The sequence below is a fragment of the Metallosphaera sp. D4-4 genome, from assembly GCF_046245145.1.
Taxonomy (GTDB): domain Archaea; phylum Thermoproteota; class Thermoprotei_A; order Sulfolobales; family Sulfolobaceae; genus Metallosphaera; species Metallosphaera sedula.
In genome coordinates this window covers 1149436-1168852 of the sequence record NZ_CP176412.1, presented here as the reverse complement: position 1 = coordinate 1168852, position 19417 = coordinate 1149436, and the positions used below count along the sequence as shown (strand labels likewise).

Sequence of the window (19417 nt, the reverse complement as noted above, 5' to 3'; positions counted from 1 at the left end):
TGTTGAAGATCATCATGGGAAAATTTCATCCTAATGAGGTACTGGGGTAGAAAACCTGAAAGTATTATCAACGAATTAATTGAGGACTCGACAGATACGGTGGTGGACCCCTTCGGTGGATCCGGTGCCATAGTCTCCGCCGCGGCCCAGGCGGGTAGAAGGGGAATATACCTTGACATAAACCCCTACGCATGGCTGGTAGCGTTTGTAAATACGCAAGGTATTAACAAGACTGAGTTCATGGAGAAGGGGCAGCAGGTTCTTGAAATTGCCAAGGGGATGAAGGTAAGAAAGACGGTTTTGCACGACGACTTTCTATATTACAGGGATGGAACTCCATTCTTCAAAAAGAGAAATGTGGAGAGAGTCAGCGAGCTTTTCTCTCAAGATAATTTCCGAAAACTGTACTCGCTCCTCCGGGCCATAGACCAGGTTAACGCCTCATTTAATACTAAGGTAGCCCTTTACGCAGCCTTTTGTGCCTCCCTATTCCCCTCCTCTAAGATGAAGAGGAGAGGGGCTGGGTCTTGGGGAGTTCCCAGCTACTGGATACCTAAGGTTCACGAGGAACTTGACGCCTTTCAGGTATTCGAGAGGACGCTGAAGAGGTTTCGTAGACAGAATGGGCAACTCAACGTCGAGCTAATGATAAGGAACGCACTCTCTTACGAGTATCCTAGGAATGCGACGCTAATTACTGACCCTCCCTTCTTTGATGAGGTTCAGTATATGGAGCTATCCTACTTCTATTGGGTATGGTTGAGAGAAAGCAACTTTGGAAATCTTCTTGGGAGGAAAATACGTTTCAGTTTTTCTAAAGAATTAATATATAATCCCAAGAGATCGAGTCTCGACATCTATTTTTTGCGATTTGATAAATTCCTCGACAGGACCAAGAGGATGGGGAGAAAGTTTCTCATTTTTCACGAAGATAATTACAAGCTTAGGGAGAGAGCTGTTAGCCTAGTGAGAGCGAGGTGGGGGAACGTGAAGGTTGACTTGGTCAGCATAGATAATCAACGACGAATCGGACCACGAGGTGGGACTGAGTATCTCGTAATAAGGTCTTACACTTGAGTGATAAGTTTATTTAACTTTAGACATATAGATAATATCTCCACTAACTATAAAATAACATCTCTGACATATAGAAAAGGTTTAAAATTTTCATTTGTAATTGATAATGATTGAGGTTTGCCTGTTGAGAGGGTCAAGGTTGGTAACGAAGGTTACATCAACTTTCTTAAAATTGTAAGAGAAAACAAGGAGGAAAGCTCGATCACAGCAACTACTCTCAAGGATCTGATTCCTGATTTCCAAGGTGACGTTAACTCATGTGAATTAGCTAAATTCAAACTTTACAGTCATCAGGTAAGGGCCTTCGAGGCGCTAAAGAATGGTAAAAACGTGATATTAGCATCAAGCACTGGGTCAGGAAAGACTGAGGCTTGGTTCATTTATCTATTGTACTTAATATACACGCGAGGCAAGGCAAGAGCCTTAGTAATTTACCCGACTGTCGCCTTGGGAAAAGATCAGGAGACGAGACTTTCAGGCTATTTCGAGAAATGTGTAGACACAATTAGCATGAATGGTCCAGTAAGATATGATGGTGAGTATGATAGAAATTACGATTCTCTGGATTATGCCAAAAACGCCTCAATCGTGATCACTAATCCAGAGAAAATAGCCAGAAATCTTCACTCAAGGGTTAGGCTTGCCCCCTTTAACAATATAGACTTCATTGTGTTAGACGAATTTGATTTCTACTCCAGTGCACAGGCCCTTAAGTTACTTACGTTGTTGAAGACTCTATATAAAGAGATAATTCGAAAAAACTCACAAGAAAAGGATGTTCCACAACTAGTTATAATGAGTGCTACCCTGAGAGATTCAATTTCACTTCGGAACTTAAACGATAGGGAAACAGAATTCGTCACAGGGGTCTCACCTAAGCCGAAATTTGAGAATTATCTGCTTTATTTGAATGATGAGGACGATGAATTTCTAAAGGATTTGGATAGATATCTAGACGGTAAACAGATCATTAAATCACACGATCCGAGGTCTCGCAATGATCCCCTAGCGAGAGCTAGGGTCTTAGTCTCGTTGAAGCATGATACCACACTGTATAAAATTTTCCTAAAGTCAATGGCGGATAAAGATGGTTTGACTTTCCTCTTTACCAATTACATATCAGAGGCTGAAAGGTTGTTTTATGAACTTAACCCAAACGAATCAGATGAAAAAATTGGAATTCATCATTCACTGCGGGGGGATCCTGGTGCAACAATTCAAAAAGTTAATGATAACATAGTAAAATTACTTATTTCAGTGAAAACCATGGGTCAAGGAGTCAATTTTAGGGCAGGTAACAGGGTTGTCCATTATGGTTTACCCGAACTAGTTAGGGAATTCATCCAAAGGGAGGGCAGAAAAGGGAGAGATCCTAATATTCAGACCGTAGAGAGCGTGATATTTCCTAGGAGTATTGGCGATCTTATTCCTTTTACTGGTCAGGATCCAGAACAGACTTTCATGAGCTGGCTCAATCTAGGTCCTGAAAGCATAATATTATCATATGATAGCGAACTAAGTAGGTTTTTTGAGAGTATATTTTCAAAGGCTGTGAGAAATAACGTCCTGGGTGAAGAGGTACCGCTAAGCAGGGCTAGAGAGGATCCGCTCCTCCAAGACTTACGAGATATAGGTTTCATAAAGTTCTACAGAGGTAGTAAGTTATCAAGTCAAACTGAGAGGACAAAGAGGGTATCAGCCTCATTTTATACGATTGAAAATAAAGCGGAGGCAGAAGTCAGACTAGATGAACCAAGCTCGGAGTCCACTACTACAGGATCAATTGCGAGGATACCGTACGAAAAGATGGTGAGATATTATCAGCCAGGGGCAATAGACTATGCTCTTCACACTGTTGTGAAATCGGTAGTATCCGTTGGACATGGTAAAGGGATTAAGGAGGAATCTGTGGAACCAAAAAGAGACAATGAGGGTAAGATAAGGTACATAATTAATGAGGTTACTACAGAACTCCTAGACAAATATTTGAAATCAGGAGGAGATGCCGCTGATCTCGGCAACGAGATAAATAGCTTGATGAAAGGTCTCCGCCTTATTTTAAATAGTGACAAGGATTTTAGAGATTTAAAGGATTATTCAATAGATCAATTAATTCAGACAGGTAGGCTTATCTCAAGGGTAAGTACGGAAATTAAGGTAAAGGGTAGTGTGTCAGAAACTAGGGTAAAGGATGGCGTGTTGGGAGGCCTAGTCAGATATGAGGAATTTCCAAGCAAGATTACATGGTACGTCTACTCTCCGAATAATAAGGTAAAATCAGTAACAGTTCCTTTAAGGGCAAGGGTACATTTAAAAGGTATAACATATGCATATGCAATTTCAGGACTTTCACAGAACAGTAACATGGAAAAATATATTGCAATTCTGAGAGTAGCATTAAGAAAAATTTATAACGTTCCTCTTGATCTTATTGTATGTTCTTTACCTTCTAAGAAGAAGAAAGAGTTGTTAATATGGGAATCTGAACCTATGGGATTCCTTCCCATGTTACTCGAAAACAAAAAGATGACTGATGGGACCAAACAAATTACGAGGAATGAACTAATACAAGCCTTAAAAAATTTGAAATATGATGAGCAAACTAAGATTCTTTTAAGGATAAATCACTTTAGGTACGGATTTCCACTAATAAGAGAAAATGAATTCGATAGCATAGTTACTGATACTGTTCAGTTTTTAGAGAATATATATGAGTTATACAGAAATTCTAGATTATCTAATTTTCTGGGCCATTTATTTCAGGAGAACATGAAGAACGTAAAAATAATGATCCCTCTTGACAGTAATAACGATCGATTTCTAGAGATATCGGCACAGTCGTTCAAAGAGTTCAGAAATATAAACGAGCTGCTAAAACAGGATGAGAATGATTATAAGGATTTTACGATTTATACACCTAAAGGTCCAAAATTTCCCATTTTTCTCTGTAGGTATCCCAGAGTTATACCCTTAGATTTGCAAAAAATTCTAAATAAAATTGAAAACATGAATATCGATCCATACGATTTTCTCAATCAATTGCTTAATCAAGATATTGAACAACTTGAAAAATTCCTTGAGTTACTAGTGTCTAACCTGGTCATAGGAACTGAAACGGAAAGTCCGCCTTCTGGTATATGCGTCACAAGGATCGACGAAAGAACATGGAATGGTGCAAGGCAAAAATTAGGAGATAAAAAAATTATATCATTCACGATAGATAAGAAATTAGCTCAGAATAACTCTATATATTTTGAAAATCTAAATAATTTTGATAAAATGTATAGAAGAGAATTATTCTTATTATATGCAAATAATGGAAAGTTATATAATTTCTTCGCAGATCAAGATAATAAAATAATAGGATTTGGCTTCATTACCTCGATAGGACTTAGGGATAAATGTGTTCCAGATTCACCGAAATTCTCTAGGATAGATTTTGTAATAAATTATATTCTAAGAGACGATGCACCATTCTTACTTAGCCTCGATGAAGCGGGCAAACCTTTTCAGGAATACGAAAAATCAATCCTGGATATTATTTCTAGTAATGATAAAGCTAATTTTGGGATATACTGTACTGATTTAAGGGATGATATACTGAAGAGGGCTATTACATTTTTTGAGAGAGTAGCCGTTAAATATTCTAGTTCTGAACTCGAAGAGCATAAAAAAGATGTCGCAGATATTGTGAGGGTGGAAAGAGGAAATATGACCACTCCGACCATTAAGACCGACGTTCAGGCAGCTCCTTGTCCTATTGTGAAGCTTTTTAACAATTTAAATGAAATAAGCCAAGAGGACTTCGAGAGACCTTATCATTATTATCTCGTGCTGAGTAAATTATCTCAAAATTCGCAGCCTGTAAAGGTGACAGGAGAACTGGCAACGCTGGGCAACGTGGGAATTATATGCACGAAAAAGGGTAAACTGGTGACATTCAAATACTTCTTAGATTCACAAAATCCAATAGAGAGAGCAGGCCTACAGTATTATATGGGGATCCAGACGAAGATACCTTCAATGATTACCAAGTATTTAGTAGGAGGAGAAGGTAAATTTATTGTTATTCCGGACCCACAAAATTACCTGAAGAGGATGGATGAAAATCAGATTGGAACGATTGTTGGACAACTTGTCAAGGATGACGATATAATTATACTTCAAAGTTATATGGAATTATTATCAAAAGGTTTAGATGAACTAAATAAAATTCCTGGAAAGAGTAAGAGTATTGACGAGGCCGAATCCTTTATAAATGCTATGATAAGACTTGGGTTAACAGCTCAGAAGTTTCAAAATTTATTAGGTGAGGTAAAATCCAGGATTGATGCAATAAAGAGTCAGTTCGGTGTTGATGTAAAGGTCGAGCTCGGAGATGACAGAAATAAATTAATACAAAAAATCGCTGGATCATTGAGAACGAATAGTGGGGAGAAGTTTTTCAAATTATTAGAGTCTAGAGGAACCGATACAAGTAAGGTCACTCTCTTTAGCAGGTACCTTATTCAGGGTAAAGGTGTTTGGTTGTCTGACACCCTATTTTACGCTTTGCCTGGCGAAATACGCATAGCAAATTTAGGTCAAGACTTAGGGGAGATAATAAATGTGGAAAAGCCCACACTCATCAGGTTAGAGCCTGTTTAGAGTAGATACCAAAATACAGAAAACTCCATCTGCCCTCGCCTTGATTTTATTTTTAGTTTATTTTAAAATATAATTTATAATTTCTTTAAATTTTCACATATAGTTTCATAGTATCATCATGGAGTTACAAATTCCAGGATTTAGCTAAGTTGACGCCGGACGAGCCACGGCGAGCACTTCATCATCTGAGGCCCTCATTCACTATCCTTGTGGCCCTTCTGAACCTCCCGGAGCTACCGTGAAGTGACGAGGATGATATTCGTTGGGATTCACGCTATGCGACGGTATCAAGTGAGGGAATGTGGACCCTGAAATAGTCACTTATCCGAGTCTTCATGGGATATCGTCTAATTTATTGGGAGGTCCGTTCTTCCCAGTCCTCTAAGGAGAACGCAACGTGAACGCCTCTAGAGAAGAAAGGTAAGCCACGAAGACTCCTCACGAAGAGTCTTTGAGTTCCTTTCTATGTAGGTCCATCATTCTACAACGCTTTCCTATACCTTGGCATCGCTTCATAGATCGGGAGGTTTCGTGTACTAACTATCAATCTCCACTTAGTCAATGTGGTTGGACATTAGCCAAAAATAGCTAACATAAAGATAAAAAGTTTATAATGGAAAAGGGAGACCACGTCAATCTCCATATATTCTACTAAGTATGATATAGATTGACTTGCTTCATCCTATTTCAAAAATCGTCCCATCTCCAGGAAACACCGAATAATAGTCGACAAACCCGTATAAAATCTATATAATGAGCAGATATGTATCTATATATCGAAATAAACTCAAAAATTATCACCATTATACTGAAATCCATTTCTGATTAGCCTGGGATTGTGATAAAACAAAAATTAGAATTAGTTTATTTGAATGTCTGCGTTAGAAGTTTCAAGGGATACCTGTGTTGCTCCTCCGTTCATAGATCCTGTGAGTATTTGATCGTTGATATTTTGTACGTTTGTTAGTGGTAAGGTGTAAGAGATGGCACCGTTACTGGTCATGGCAGACACCTCTATGCTTGAGGATGTTGGAGTCGTGAAGTAGATATTACCATTGGAAGTAATAAGGGAAATAGATCCGCCGTCTAGAGTGGAGAACTGGGCTTGTATTGCCCCATTAGAGGCAGTCACACTCACAGAGGTTGGAGAGTTTAACTGAAGAATTACTCCACCATTTGATGTTTCCGCCTCAACACTAGTTGCAGAATTGGATATTATCTCGATGTTACCGTTACTGGTTATGGCCGTAATACTGGTTACGTAGTTGTTCGAGATGTAGATGTTAGCATTGGATTTCTCAATGACTATCTGCGTCACTGTTGGAGGAACAGTGATCGTGGTGTTCCCTACTTCGGAGGCGGAACCCTGAATTACGGCTTCGCTCCCACTATAGGAGGTAGATAATTGCACGTTTGAATTCACCTGGAATTGACCAGACACGATTGAGATAGATCCGCACACATCAAGGACTTCCACCGCGGTAATTGTGGAAGAGGTCGATGAGCCTGAACTACCGGAGCTGGAGGAGGTTGTACTTCCAGACGAGGATCCGCCTGTAGATGATGAGGACTGTGTGCCTTGTGTCGATGTACCAGTGGAAGTACTCTGTTGACCCCCCTGATTGGTAGATGTGCTTCCAGAGGATCCACCGTTACTTGACGTACTTGTAGATGGAGGAGATGTGGTTGTAGATGGAGGAGTAGATGAAGGTTGTTGAGTAGAGTGAGATGCCGGGGAGAACAAGTATAATCCTGTTACTGCAACAACTCCAATTACAATTATGGCCGTGACAAGAACAATGGTCGAGGAAGCACCTATAGATCTTATCTTCCTTCTCCTAACTCCCAAAGATTTAATATTTAGAGTAGAAGTTCCTTTTTTCATTGGATAGTAATTGCATAATTGGTTAATATGTTTACCTTCATATTTGCTTCAATATCCTAAATGGATAGGTAAAAAGATAGAGATATCTCATTATATTCTGTTTTACTTACATAACTAATATATTCTTAATATTATCAATTCTTAGAGTTTTATAACAGATTAAACTCCCTATAATTACTTTGGCTAATTCCTCGTATATCTCCTTATTCTGGGAGAACATAAAAACTTACGTTACTAGATAAAGGCGAATACTTGTATTTTACTTCAATAAGATTAAAAATTAATAAGTATAGGTTATGGTTACAGTTTCTGAAGCTCCATTTATTAGATTATTATTACCAATCTCTATATTTATGTTGCCTGGTAATACTGGAAATACGACAGTCCCACTTGCACCTACGTTATATGTCTGGCTCGTTATTGTTTGTCCGTTATTAGTAGATTCTACTATTGTAACAGTTGTTTTACTTGTGGTTGAAGACAATACATTAACAGTCACATAACCAGCATAATTTGAAGTGAATGAAATTGTGCTATATTGACCAGCAGGTTGATTTACAGAATAATCATTTACAATTGTATTTGTATCTTGTAAGTTAACGATTGATTGCAGTTGTTGATTTTGGCTAGTGAGGTTATTTACCTCACCTTTCAGCGTTGCTATCTCATTTAAAAGCGCCGTCACATTTGAGTTGCTTGTGGTTACAGGGATTGAAGTATTAATTTTTCCTACATCGAAATAAAAGAATAAAGATACTATTACTATAATTCCCAGAATAATTACAACTCCTATTATTGCTGATTTCTTCATACGAATAGAGAAGGAGATAAAGCCGCTATAAAAAGCTTGTTTATCGTCAATATTGCGTGTAACAGTATCGCCAATATCACTAAATTAAACAGAATAATATTTAAAGAATAGGATGGGCTTATCGCGTGGGCAAACGCGAAGATTCAGCTTCGCGTCCTAACCCAGGTTATAATTTATCTCCTTATCCTTAATAGTCTTAAGCTCGTTCTGGTTACTTGAGGAGTTGGGGGAAGCGTGGGAGGCTATTTTCTCAGCTCTCGTCTAGGAGATTTAAGGTCCCGAGGACTGTTCACTACTGGAAGAGGGTGGATAGGATGGCCCTCGACCTTTCCTTGACTGTGGAGTATGCAGTCAACAAGACTTGATTGGCAGTGCCACCTCAAGGACACTTGGACTAGGTATCTCATTCACGAAATTCCTCACCCTCAGAACTAATCCGTCGCGGGGGTGGGGGGACATAGGATTCGCGTCCCTTCATTCCCACATCTGTTTTTAGGGGGAAGAGGCTACAGATTAGGAGATGGACAAACCATACTTTGGAACGTATCATCACACCACATTTAAAGAATCCGAAAGAATGAGGGAAACGGCCAAGGAGATGTTTATGGAGGCATTTAAGAGGACATATGATAGTAACGCGGACCTACAGATCATAGATGTAGGTTGTGGTCTAGGTTTCCTCACCATTCTTACCGCCTCTTATTTCCCTAGGGCTACAGTAACCTGCGTGGACGTATTTACCCAATCATCTCTGAGGGAGAACTCTAGGGACCTCCTGGAAAACAATCTCAGGATCGCTCAAGTCCTCGATAGGGTGAAAATCGTTGAGGCAGACGTAACCGAGAGTCTGCCCCCAGGGAAATTCGACCTTGCAGTATCCAATCTGGTGCTCCACAACCTAGGGAGAAAGAGATTCGTCGCTTACAGGAATATTCATGACGTGCTTAAACCTGGATCGTACTTCGTAAACGCCGACGGATTCATAAAGAAAAGCCTGTTTGTGGATCCCTTTCGCGATGACATGAAAAGGATTTCAGACATATTTCACGTTGATTTTGTGATAAAACCAGAAACTCAAGGTTTATTCTTCAAATACATCTTGGTTGCACTGAAATCTAAATGAAATGAATAAGTAACGTGAATAGTATTAACACCCCGTGGATGGCGAGAATGGTTGGTAGTCCTCGAGGCTCTTGGTTAACCTCTGGGCTACGCTTCCAGTTCCCTCCAAGCCCCTCATTAGACGGAAACCTGGAAGGCAGACCTTTACGTTCTCATGAACTCTCCACGTTGAACTCTGTCCGGCTGAGACAGAATTCTCAGGACGCAATTAGCAAGTCGCTCAGCTTTAGGTCTCTATTATTAAGGCCCTAGGGCTTTCAGGACAAATAGGTGACTTCATTCCTGGTCTTGAGACTAGAAGACGTCATGGGGCCAGTTGTCCCTCATCACTTACGGCCTTGAGAATTCTGGTTAGGAGAGGCTCCTCTCCCTCCATAGTCGTTGAAGAGATGCTAGCATAACGGTCTTGTGTTCAGTCCCTTGAATTCTAGGATTTGTGGATGCATTTGCTGACCACTTTTACGGAAAACTAGTCTTCTATCCTGACCACTTTCAGAACCGTGCGTTAACTTGCTAGGTCTCAACGTGCCCCGCCTCCCCTCAACTAGCCTAATGTGGTAGGTTCGTTCACGCCACCACTTTCAGGAAACTCTCAGGTTTATTTATCTTCGCGAGAATTGAGACATATGAGTGAGATTACCTCCCTCGTGACTGACATAGTCCTGGAGTACGTAAAGGGGATTGTCGAGAAGTCGAAGCAGGGGAGGAAGATCACGGAACAGGAATATCAAGTTCTCATCGCGTACCTAACCAACAAGAGGATAGATGACCTCCAGGCTCAACTAGATAGGAGAATTGATAAGCTGGAGTCCGAGGTGAAGGGATTGAGGGATCTAGTGGAGAGGAAATTCGAGGAGTCAAGGGCCTACACAGATAAGAAGACCGAGGAGATAAAGCAATACACCGACAAGAGATTCGATGAGATGAAACAATATACCGATAAAAGATTCGAAGAATTGAAAGAGTACACCGACAATAGGTTTGATGAGATGAAGCAGTACACGGACTTAAGATTCGAAGAACTCAAGCAGTATACCGACAATAGGTTTCAAGAACTCAAAGAGTACACCGACAAGAGGTTTGACGAGATGGAGAAGAGGTCTGAGTCAAGGTTCGATGAGGTAAACAAGAGAATTGACGACTTACGTAAGGACATGAACGCAAGGTTTGACCAATTGATAGCAATCCTAGCCAAGAAGGAGAACGGATAGACTACGAGTTATTTTCATGGTCATATCCCTGAAGACCTCAAGGTTCAAAGGCACTGGTTTGTGATCTGTCATCACAACTAGAGACATGAAGATCCTTAACTGTCTTTAATGTTAAACCTTGTTCCCTAATTTACCAGATATTTAAATACAGGCGACTCCAAAATTATTTTTATGATAAAACGTGTTATATTAAAATGTGAGATGTGTGGTGAGACTTTCTCAACTAACTCACTATACTATCAGCATAAGGTTCTCCAACATTCGAGCTATGGACCAATAGTTAGGGACGATGGTTATGAGTGTCCCGTGTGTCACGAGAAGAGGAGAAAAGTAGAGAGCTTGCTTACCCACATAGGCCTACAACACGTCCCGAATAATCCAATAAGAGTCGAAGCGTGAAAATCAACGCAATATTTTTGTTAGATCTTTCCCTGACCCACAGTACTGGAGACCAGGAACCATTTTCTACTGATCATCAGAGTCCAGTTCTATGCCCATGGTTAGGGCCCACTGCTTCACTATATCGTAACCGTACTTCCGCTTGAAGTCTTCCCTACCCTCCCTCGTCATCATTAATGGTGTCCACTTGGTTTCTAGATCTAGGTCTACCCTCACACTCTTCGCAGGGACAGTCTCCTTGATTACCTGCTCCACAGTATACTCCAGGTCTGAGGTGACTGGGCAGGAGGGTGTTGTGGCACCTATCCTAGCGAAGACGTCTCCCTCATCGCTCACCTCCAACTCGTAGATTAGGCCTAGGTTCACTATATCTATGGGAATTTCTGGGTCGTAAACGTGTGTGTCCAACAATATTGCTAAATTAGACAAAATAATATTTAAGGGTCAGGACGGGTCTATCACGTGAGCAGACGTGAAGAGGAGCGTACCTCTTCCCGTCCTGACCCAGGTAATGATCTACCTTCTCCAACTTAATAACCTTAAGCCCCGGTTCTGGTCCCTTCAGGAGTTGGCGGAAGCGTTAGCTAGTTATTTCCTTGGACTATCCCTCAGGAGGTTCAGGGTCCCGAGGAGCACGGTTCACTATTATTGGAGAAGAGCGACGAGGACGACGCTCGACCTCCCCTTGACCGGGGAGTACGCGGTGGACGAGACGAAGGTACTTCTGGTGAAGGGGGTGATGTACTACCTGTGGGTCGTGAGGGACGTCAACACGGGAGTTATCCCGTTCTTCATGATCACGAAGGCCAGGTCGGGCCTCGACGTGATTATCCTCGTGAAGCGAGTGAGGCAGGTGGAGATAAGGACGAGAGGAGAGTTCCTGAGGGCCAAGTACATACACGACGGCCTCCCCGCGTACAACTTCCTCTCGATAGCGGGGGTCGACCACGAGCACGTCACCTTCGGGATTAGGAACAGGGTTGAGCAGGTGTTTAGAACCGCGAAGCATAGGCTCTCGACCATGGACTTCCACTTCCCGTGGAACGCGAGCAAGAGAAGCCTTGAATCCTGGTTCTCGGCCTTCTTCACGGTCTACAATCTATTGGAAATTTGGAGGGAGAAATAAATTGTTGGACACACACTCGTAAACCTGGTGCAAGTTTTCCACTATTCTCCTCTTCCACTCCTCCTTATCTCCTTCAGTTAACTTCACGCTAGGTGTGGTTTCCATATGCCTTTATCACGGTTTAATGTAAAATATATACGCCCTAAACAGTAAGGGTAAACTCGAGGTGAAGGCTATTTACGGGTTTTCTGGCATGAAAAGTTTGTTGGAGGAACTAGCGGGCTCTCTTCACCTGAGCTCCCTGTCCCCTATAAACTATGTATAGTCTCCATAGGTATGTCACTGGAAGCGTGAATACGTGGACTAACCTCGAGAAAGGCCATAGTGCGTAGAGCAGGAAGGTGAGAGCCACGTGAATCTGTAGAATTGGGGGAGCCTGAGCCATCAAGGATGGATTCGGATGAAGCAGAATTAGTCCCTGAAACCAAGGGGCAACAGTCGTCTCGTAATCGCATGTATCGCTAGCGTGTTGTAAAGCCCTGTAACAATTACGGAAATCAACAACATGTAAACCAAGCGATCTGTGATTGATAGGGCATTATAGGCTCTCGTTGAACAGGATATTATGACAAGCTAGATCAGCCCAATCAAATCACGATCCCAAAGATTGCTCCAAGGTAGAAGGTCAACGTGACGTAGAGGGCATAGGATCTTCCTAACGTTAGGAGGACTGAGCAGGCAACGCGATCCCGAACAGGCGACCCAATGGTACAATCACGATTCCATAGTGAAACAGGTTAGAAGCAAATGCAAATTATGGGTCTAAAGGCCTATTGTTAGTTTCGAGAAGTATGTTCAGTGGGTATGTCTGTGTAACGTAATCCTTTCATGTGTAGCTCTAAAACGTTAGGTCAAATCTTTTATTTTATATCGAGCAATGATCTGAGAATGTCGAGTGAATGGTCGCTGAGAGTTACCGGGCTAGTGGAAAATCAACTTACCCTTCGCCTAGATGACATACTCAAACTTCCCGTCGTCACCTTAACCTTCGATTTCAGATGCGTTGAGGGTTGGGTCATACAGGATTCAGAGTGGCAGGGAGTCAGAGTTAGGGACGTTCTATCTCGAGCCAAACCGTTGGCTAACGCTAAGTATGCCGTGTTTAAAGCAGGGGACTACTCCATCACCATGGAGTTAAGCAGGATCATGAACCATGACGTAGTGCTAGCATATGCTTACAACGGAGAGAGGTTAACTGAAAGGCGAGGCGGTCCGCTGAGATTAGTTTTCCCTTCTCAACAATGCTACGAGAGTGTGAAGTGGTTATCGGAAATAGAGGTCACAGAGGAGCATAGGGAGTCTACTGGGAGGATGATTGCGTTAAGTAGGATAGGCCTGACCCCATGAAGATAGTCAAGGAAATTGAGCCGAAATCACCGTTCAGTTTGACCTTGACCTCTTGGTTGCTGAAAAGGAGCGTTAAGAACGGGATCGATATGATATCAGATAAAACCTATTGCCGAGTATTAACGTTGAGAGAACCTGTCCTCGTTAAGGTGACTCAGGATTCACGAATCGTTGTTGAGGCGTCTGGTGAAGAGGCGGAGAGGGCGGTGGAAATAGTGGAAAGAATGCTCGGAATTCATGTGGATCTCACTAGGTTCTACGAGATATCTCAAGCTCACCCAGTTTTGAGGGATATGGTGAGGAGATTCTTGGGCGCTAAACCCGTAGTCTTCCCAAGCCTCTTTGAGGCCGTGATTAACGCAATAACATGTCAGCAAATTTCCTTGGATGCCTGCCTCTCGATCCTGACCAGACTAACCATCACGTTTGGAGACAAGGTTTATCTTGATAACTTGACCGCGTACGGTTTTCCTCGGCCTGAGACATTGATTAATGCGAAGCAAGAGTTGAGGAAAATTGGGTATAGTGAGCGGAAGGCGACCTACATAGGAGAAGTTGCTACGAAGTTTGCGAGTGGAGAAATACAGGAGGAGAGACTGAGGAACGCGAGTAATGAGGATGTCATAGAACTACTGGGGGAGTTGAAGGGAATTGGGAGATGGTCACTGGACTACATCTTGCTTAGGGGGCTAGGAAGACTGAACGTGTTCCCTACGGGTGATGCGGGGGCTCAAAACAAGCTCAGAAGATACTTTAACTTGAGCGCTTCGGATACGGAACACGTGAAAAGGTCACTTGAACCGTGGTCAGAATATGCTGGCCTAATATATTTTCATTTGTTGTTGGCTAGTTTGGATGAAAAAGGTGTCCTGCCTCACTGAGTGTCCTGAGCCGGGATTGAGCTTGATTTTGATTGGACCGAGCCAGGAGAAGATGTGAGGTAGAGGTCTCAAGACCACCTCTGTCATCACTCCTCTATAGAATCAGTAATCTACATATAACTATATACTTTCTGAATTCTCTATACAATACTTGTATAAACTCTGTAACGAGCAGATCTTGATAAAAATGGGATTTAATGGAATTGAAGGAGCAATAAACGTTCCAGGGGAAATTCCTTGGGAGATAGTGGTACTTTACTTTATAGGGGCAATTCTTTTTGTCGTGTATTACGGGAGGAAGACTGGAGGCCTCAGGTCCTTCACCACGGTAGACCTAGTTTACATAGGGATAGGTGGAGCTTTCTCAGTGGTGTGGGAGTTCTACATTGGTAGTTTCGTGGGAAGGTTCCTTCCAAGCACGTCATTCGTGGATATAGGTTTCTGGGGTAGACTTGTGATTGTATTTATCATAGCTGCCCTAGTCAGGAAAGTCGGTGCAGGGATGTTTACCTTACTCGTGTATAACCTGTTGGGTGACCTTTTCCATTACGGTTTCGGTGGCGAGCCTATGTTCTTCATTTACGAGACGCTGACTTACGGACTTTTCGTGGATATAATGATCGCAGTAACTGGAGGCCATCTCTTTGGGATTGGGAAGGAACTAAGTAATGGTGCAGGCGAGGCCACGGCCACAAAGACTACCACGGTCCTTGGCGTGATACAGGGCGCGATCCTTGGTCTTACGTGGGCGATTCCCGATCCCATATTCTATAGTGCCTTCTTTAGCCCATTCCTATACGGTTCATATGTGAATTGGGGTAGCATCCTCTTCAATCTAGGGGCCTTCATGCCTGGGGATATTGCCATGGGGATACTAGCCTCAATCCTGGCCATGAGGATAGCGAGGGCAGTGGGTCAGTAACCTGGTGGTTCTAGCTTGTTTGTAAGGATAAGGAACCTTAAGGTAACCTATTTAGGGAGAGCAAGGCCCTCCCTTCAGGTAGATGGCCTAGAGATCAAGGAAGGGGAGTCCGTCCTAGTACTCGGCAAATCTGGTTCAGGAAAGTCCACTCTCGTGAACTCCTTGAACGGTGTAATCCCGAACCTCATCTCGGCTAAGGTTGAGGGAGAGATCACGGTTTTCGGGAGGGATCCCAGGAGGACACCGGTTCACGAAATGGCCAAACTTGTGGGAACCCTCCTACAGGATCCCGAGGCTCAGGTTTTCCATCACTTGGTTCGAGACGAGATCGCCTTCGGACCAGAGAACTTTGCCCTTCCTAGAGAGGAGATCCTGTCACGGGTAGAGGAGTCCGCAAGGGTGACAGGGGTCTCCCACCTCATGATGAGGGAGACATCCTCACTGTCCGGGGGAGAACTTCAGAGAACTGTCCTTGCCTCTGTCCTGGCCTTGAGGCCTAGGGCGCTCATCCTGGATGAGCCCACCTCCAGCATTGACCCCCAAGGGACAGCGGAGATCCTGGGACTCCTGAGGTCGCTCAGGAACTCCGGCGTGAGCATGATAATTGTGGAGCATAAGGTTGAGAGGGTTCTGCCTTACGTGGATAGGGTTATCCTAGTGGATCAGGGAAGGGTTGCCCTAAACGTCGAGAAGGCGAGATTGATGGAGCATGTGGACCTGTTAACTAGGGCAGGGGTTGAGGTACCTGAGTATTACCTTCACATGAAAAGGTACGGCGTAACTCGGGGTTCCCTCTCGACGTATAGGCGAAGTCCGATCCCCAGGGTGAGGGGAGGAGGTATCTCACTCTTCGCGAGGGTTAAGGTTTGGACTAGGGAAGGAAAAGTGCTGGTCGACACCGAGATTCAACTGAGGGAGGGCGAGATAGTTGCCCTCATGGGAAGGAATGGGGCAGGGAAGACGACCCTCCTGAAGGCGATCATGGGCCTTCTGGACACCAAGTTGAGGAGCGAGGTTCACTTGATCGTGAGTGGGAAGGATATCTCCAGGTCTAAGTATTACGAGAGGGGAAGTTACGTTGCATATTTACCTCAAAACTTCGACGTAATGTTTGTGAGGAGAACTGTAGAGGACGAGATCAAGGCCTCCTCCAACGATCCAGAGCAATACCTCAAGTTATTCTCGTTGAACCACGTGAGGAAGGAGGATCCCTTAACCCTATCCTTTGGTCAGAGGAGAAGAGTAGCCATGGCCTCTATCCTAGGAAGGAGACAGAGGGTGGTTCTAATGGATGAACCCACAAGCGGACAGGATTGGTATCATAGGGAGAACCTGGGGAAAGAGTTGAGGGAACTGGGGAAGAGGGGAATATCAACGCTCGTGGTGACACATGATTCAAGGTTCGTGGACAGGTTCTGCGATAGGGTGATCGTGATGGACCAGGGAAGAATCGTAACGGAGGGAACGCCAGAGGAGGTGTTCAGAGTAGGGATCGTAACCCCGCCCACTGAGTACCTCGTTGAAGCTGGAACCTGGAATCCGCTGGAGGGATAAAGATGAGTCTCATCACGACCCTTATTAGCTGGTTCCTATTCTTTTATGGAGTGGGGTTTCCAGTGCTCCTCATAGTCTCCGTGGTCAGGCTCAAGGGTTTCATGGAGATAACCAGATACGAAAGTGGAACAGGTTTCATGTACAGGGTAAACCCGGTCACTAAGGTTCTCCTAGGTCTGGCGGTCATGGGAGTCGCATCAACCACGGTGTGGTGGATAGGTGCACTTCTAACCCTCGCTATCTCCCTGGTTTACCTTACCCTGAGGGACGGGGTTAGAAAGCTCGTGTACCTCTCTGTGGTCCTAGTGAGTAGCCTTATCTCCTCTATGTGGAGCGTTGCACCCTACGTTACTCCATCTATCCTGGAGTTGGCCTTCCCGCACCAGAACCTGGTCACGGTGTGGACGTGGCCCTCCTACTTCGAGGTTATGGGGTATCAACCCAACCTTGCCCTTCAGGCCTTGATGTATGGCCTGCAAATAGGGTTTAGGGTGACCGCAGTTCTCGCCTCTGCCCTGATCCTGGTGTTAACCACAACGACGTCAGACATTTTCAGGATGTTCACGAAGTTGAGGGCACCCCTATCCCTGACCTTCTCTCTCCTCGTGGGAGTGAGGACTGTTCCAAGGATATTTGAGCTCCTAGACTCCTCCGTGAAGATGCAGTTTATTAGGGGACTAGGTAGGGGGAAACCTAGGATTGTGTACCCCTTCCTCCTCCTTTACTCTGCGATCCTCGCCTTGGTGCCAACCATGGTTTACCTCCTGAGAGGAGCCAAAACCATGGCCATCTCTGCAGACACGCGCGGATTTAGGGCCTTGCCAAGGAGGACGGAGATCGTGGAGCTTGGGTTTGGGAAGGAGGACTACGTGATATTTGGTCTAGTAGTGGGACTCATCCTGTTGGCCATCGTCGCAAACATGTTGGGCTTCGGTAGATCTGTACCCTACTTAGGTGTCTAGATGAGGTTGATCTTGGTAGCTTTGTTCCTAGTGCTCCTTCCATCACTTCACGTGGTATCTAACGCGACAACCCAGACGGGCACGGCGACCCCTATCAAGCACGTGATCATTGTGATATATGAAAATCATTCCGTCGATAACCTCTTCGGGGTTTACCCCTTTGGGGTTCCTCCCATAGTGAACAACGTGACCTGCTCAGTGATGAGGCCAGTCAACCTAGTAGAGGGTCCAGGGAAATTAATGCAGATAAACGTTCCCTGGATACCTGGAATTCCCCTATACACTCATCCCTTCTACATTAACTCCTCAACTCCACCAGACCCGATCGAGGGGTATACCACCTACCACGAGGATTACTGGTATGCCACACAGGACGGCTTCCCCCTCTTTTCGGGACCGCAATCCATGGGGTACTTCTCCTACGAACAGGTAGAGGTCCTTTGGGATTACGCGGAGGAATACGTCCTCTTCGACAACTACTACTCCCCTGTCCTCGACGTGACTGAACCCAACAGGATTGCCTACCTAGTGGGTTTCCCTCCATCATTTCATAATGACGAGGCATCAGGAATTTACTCCTTCAATGAGACCATCATGTACCAGTTAAGCACGCACAATATCTCGTGGGGGTATTTCGTATACGACTTGGAGGGAATACCGTGGCCGATCTCCACCCTCAAGGGTGTGTCAGGAAACTTTTACAACCTTAGTGTGTTCTATCAAGACCTTCAGGACGGGAATCTGCCCAGCGTGTCCTGGGTTATGTTCCTTGGCGGGGAGACGGGAAAATACGACATGCATCCTCCCGACAACGTGACCGCTGGTGCAATTGCCTTCTCACAGGTGGTGAATGCGGTCATGGGGAGTAGGTACTGGAACTCGACGGCGATCTTCTTTACCTTTGATGAGGGTGGCGGTTATTACGATCAGGTAACTCCTCCCTTCGTGAACGGTACGTCACTGGGCCAGAGGATTCCGTTACTCGTGATATCGCCTTACGCAAAGGAGGCGTATGTGGATAACTACACGGTGTCAGGTTACACACTGTTAGCCTTCGTGGATTATAACTGGAAACTTCCTTGGCTGACTCCATGGGTTCAGAACAGTGACCTTCAGGGTCTCCTCAACGCATTCGACTTCTCCGCGATTAGGCCACCCATCATTCTAACCCCAAGTAACTGGACCTACCCTGTTCCCCTACAGTACCCGGTGAAGTACGGGTACGTGGCTACCGTGAACCACCAAGTGGATCCCTCGCTATACTCCTTCTCCTTCCCCGTGTACATCTTCGTGATTTTATTCGTGTTACTCGCCGTGGTCATGGTTAAGAGGAGACGGTCTCGTAAGGTATCTTAATTCGTGGAGAGGGAAGAGGTGCATCTCGAGACTTGAAGAGCTCTAGGTTAAGTTGTCGATACTCGGTGAGGATGAATCGGTCAGGCGAGATGAAACAATAGATAAACAAGTGTGATT

16 protein-coding genes are annotated in these 19417 nt (G+C 44.2%); 12 read left to right on the top strand and 4 right to left on the bottom strand.

Features of this window, described 5'->3' with window-relative positions:
• Positions 1-33: 33 nt before the first annotated feature.
• Positions 34-1077 carry a DNA methyltransferase gene (locus ACI49J_RS06320; RefSeq protein WP_240254757.1) on the top strand — a complete coding sequence of 348 codons (1044 nt, stop codon included), beginning with the start codon at positions 34-36 and terminating at the stop codon, positions 1075-1077.
• A 117-nt stretch (positions 1078-1194) separates the two neighbouring features.
• The gene (locus ACI49J_RS06315; protein ID WP_240254759.1) at positions 1195-5724 is read left to right on the top strand and encodes a DEAD/DEAH box helicase; all 4530 of its coding nucleotides are present in this window, start codon (positions 1195-1197) and stop codon (positions 5722-5724) included.
• A gap of 859 nt (positions 5725-6583) precedes the next feature.
• Here the strand turns inward: ACI49J_RS06315 and ACI49J_RS06310 are convergent.
• Both ACI49J_RS06310 and ACI49J_RS06305 read right to left on the bottom strand, forming a co-directional pair.
• Complete coding sequence (locus tag ACI49J_RS06310) at positions 6584-7609, bottom strand: DUF4097 family beta strand repeat-containing protein (protein WP_240254761.1); 1026 nt, start codon at positions 7607-7609, stop codon at positions 6584-6586.
• Between the two features lie 280 nt (positions 7610-7889).
• On the bottom strand, positions 7890-8420 hold the full coding sequence (locus tag ACI49J_RS06305; protein WP_240254762.1) for a hypothetical protein: 531 nt from the start codon (positions 8418-8420) through the stop codon (positions 7890-7892).
• A 215-nt stretch (positions 8421-8635) separates the two neighbouring features.
• Here ACI49J_RS06305 and ACI49J_RS06300 point away from each other — a divergent pair, with 215 nt between their 5' ends.
• From ACI49J_RS06300 to ACI49J_RS06290, 3 genes are all read left to right on the top strand, one after another.
• On the top strand, positions 8636-8785 hold the full coding sequence (locus ACI49J_RS06300) for a hypothetical protein (RefSeq protein WP_405023599.1): 150 nt from the start codon (positions 8636-8638) through the stop codon (positions 8783-8785).
• Positions 8786-8940: 155 nt separating this feature from the next.
• Positions 8941-9543 carry a trans-aconitate 2-methyltransferase gene (locus ACI49J_RS06295; RefSeq protein WP_275691951.1) on the top strand — a complete coding sequence of 201 codons (603 nt, stop codon included), beginning with the start codon at positions 8941-8943 and terminating at the stop codon, positions 9541-9543.
• A 625-nt stretch (positions 9544-10168) separates the two neighbouring features.
• Entirely contained in the window at positions 10169-10753 is a 585-nt protein-coding gene (locus ACI49J_RS06290) for an apolipoprotein A1/A4/E family protein (RefSeq protein WP_240254763.1), read from the top strand.
• Positions 10754-11218: 465 nt separating this feature from the next.
• Here the strand turns inward: ACI49J_RS06290 and ACI49J_RS06285 are convergent, their stop codons facing one another.
• Positions 11219-11563, bottom strand: coding sequence for a metal-sulfur cluster assembly factor (locus ACI49J_RS06285; protein WP_409366324.1), 345 nt, complete (start codon positions 11561-11563; stop codon positions 11219-11221).
• A gap of 61 nt (positions 11564-11624) precedes the next feature.
• On the opposite strand from ACI49J_RS06285, the gene ACI49J_RS06280 reads away from it, so the two are divergent.
• Positions 11625-12278, top strand: a complete 654-nt coding sequence (locus tag ACI49J_RS06280; protein ID WP_011182870.1) for an IS6-like element ISSte1 family transposase — start codon at positions 11625-11627, stop codon at positions 12276-12278.
• Between the two features lie 214 nt (positions 12279-12492).
• Here the strand turns inward: ACI49J_RS06280 and ACI49J_RS06275 are convergent, their stop codons facing one another.
• A complete protein-coding gene (locus tag ACI49J_RS06275) occupies positions 12493-12687 on the bottom strand; it encodes a respiratory nitrate reductase subunit gamma (protein WP_240254843.1) in 195 nt (64 codons plus the stop codon).
• Between the two features lie 479 nt (positions 12688-13166).
• Between ACI49J_RS06275 and ACI49J_RS06270 the strand changes: the two genes are divergently transcribed.
• The 6 genes from ACI49J_RS06270 to ACI49J_RS06245 all read left to right on the top strand — a co-directional run bounded on the left by ACI49J_RS06270 (position 13167) and on the right by ACI49J_RS06245 (position 19300).
• On the top strand, positions 13167-13625 hold the full coding sequence (locus ACI49J_RS06270; RefSeq protein ID WP_240254765.1) for a molybdopterin-dependent oxidoreductase: 459 nt from the start codon (positions 13167-13169) through the stop codon (positions 13623-13625).
• Positions 13622-14506 carry a DNA-3-methyladenine glycosylase gene (locus ACI49J_RS06265; protein ID WP_240254766.1) on the top strand — a complete coding sequence of 295 codons (885 nt, stop codon included), beginning with the start codon at positions 13622-13624 and terminating at the stop codon, positions 14504-14506. Before ACI49J_RS06270 ends, ACI49J_RS06265 begins: the two co-directional genes overlap by 4 nt.
• A 187-nt stretch (positions 14507-14693) precedes the next feature.
• Positions 14694-15428 (top strand): hypothetical protein, encoded by a 735-nt coding sequence (locus ACI49J_RS06260; protein WP_240254845.1) that lies wholly within the window; start codon positions 14694-14696, stop codon positions 15426-15428.
• Between the two features lie 15 nt (positions 15429-15443).
• Positions 15444-16982 carry an ABC transporter ATP-binding protein gene (locus ACI49J_RS06255; protein WP_240254767.1) on the top strand — a complete coding sequence of 513 codons (1539 nt, stop codon included), beginning with the start codon at positions 15444-15446 and terminating at the stop codon, positions 16980-16982.
• Positions 16983-16984: 2 nt separating this feature from the next.
• Positions 16985-17944 (top strand): energy-coupling factor transporter transmembrane protein EcfT, encoded by a 960-nt coding sequence (locus ACI49J_RS06250; RefSeq protein WP_240254769.1) that lies wholly within the window; start codon positions 16985-16987, stop codon positions 17942-17944.
• Complete coding sequence (locus ACI49J_RS06245; RefSeq protein ID WP_240254771.1) at positions 17945-19300, top strand: phospholipase C; 1356 nt, start codon at positions 17945-17947, stop codon at positions 19298-19300.
• The last annotated feature ends 117 nt before the right edge of the window (positions 19301-19417 follow it).

What these genes read in the sequence shown, in the direction of transcription:
- ACI49J_RS06250 (WP_240254769.1), top strand. Translation starts at nt 16,985, where the DNA reads ATGAGTCTCATCACGACCCTTATTAGCTGGTTCCTATTCTTTTATGGA.
- ACI49J_RS06320 (WP_240254757.1), top strand. Translation starts at nt 34, where the DNA reads ATGAGGTACTGGGGTAGAAAACCTGAAAGTATTATCAACGAATTAATT.
- ACI49J_RS06260 (WP_240254845.1), top strand. Translation starts at nt 14,694, where the DNA reads ATGGGATTTAATGGAATTGAAGGAGCAATAAACGTTCCAGGGGAAATT.
- ACI49J_RS06265 (WP_240254766.1), top strand. Translation starts at nt 13,622, where the DNA reads ATGAAGATAGTCAAGGAAATTGAGCCGAAATCACCGTTCAGTTTGACC.
- ACI49J_RS06305 (WP_240254762.1), bottom strand. Translation starts at nt 8,420, where the DNA reads ATGAAGAAATCAGCAATAATAGGAGTTGTAATTATTCTGGGAATTATA.
- ACI49J_RS06295 (WP_275691951.1), top strand. Translation starts at nt 8,941, where the DNA reads ATGGACAAACCATACTTTGGAACGTATCATCACACCACATTTAAAGAA.
- ACI49J_RS06270 (WP_240254765.1), top strand. Translation starts at nt 13,167, where the DNA reads ATGTCGAGTGAATGGTCGCTGAGAGTTACCGGGCTAGTGGAAAATCAA.
- ACI49J_RS06290 (WP_240254763.1), top strand. Translation starts at nt 10,169, where the DNA reads ATGAGTGAGATTACCTCCCTCGTGACTGACATAGTCCTGGAGTACGTA.
- ACI49J_RS06310 (WP_240254761.1), bottom strand. Translation starts at nt 7,609, where the DNA reads ATGAAAAAAGGAACTTCTACTCTAAATATTAAATCTTTGGGAGTTAGG.
- ACI49J_RS06245 (WP_240254771.1), top strand. Translation starts at nt 17,945, where the DNA reads ATGAGGTTGATCTTGGTAGCTTTGTTCCTAGTGCTCCTTCCATCACTT.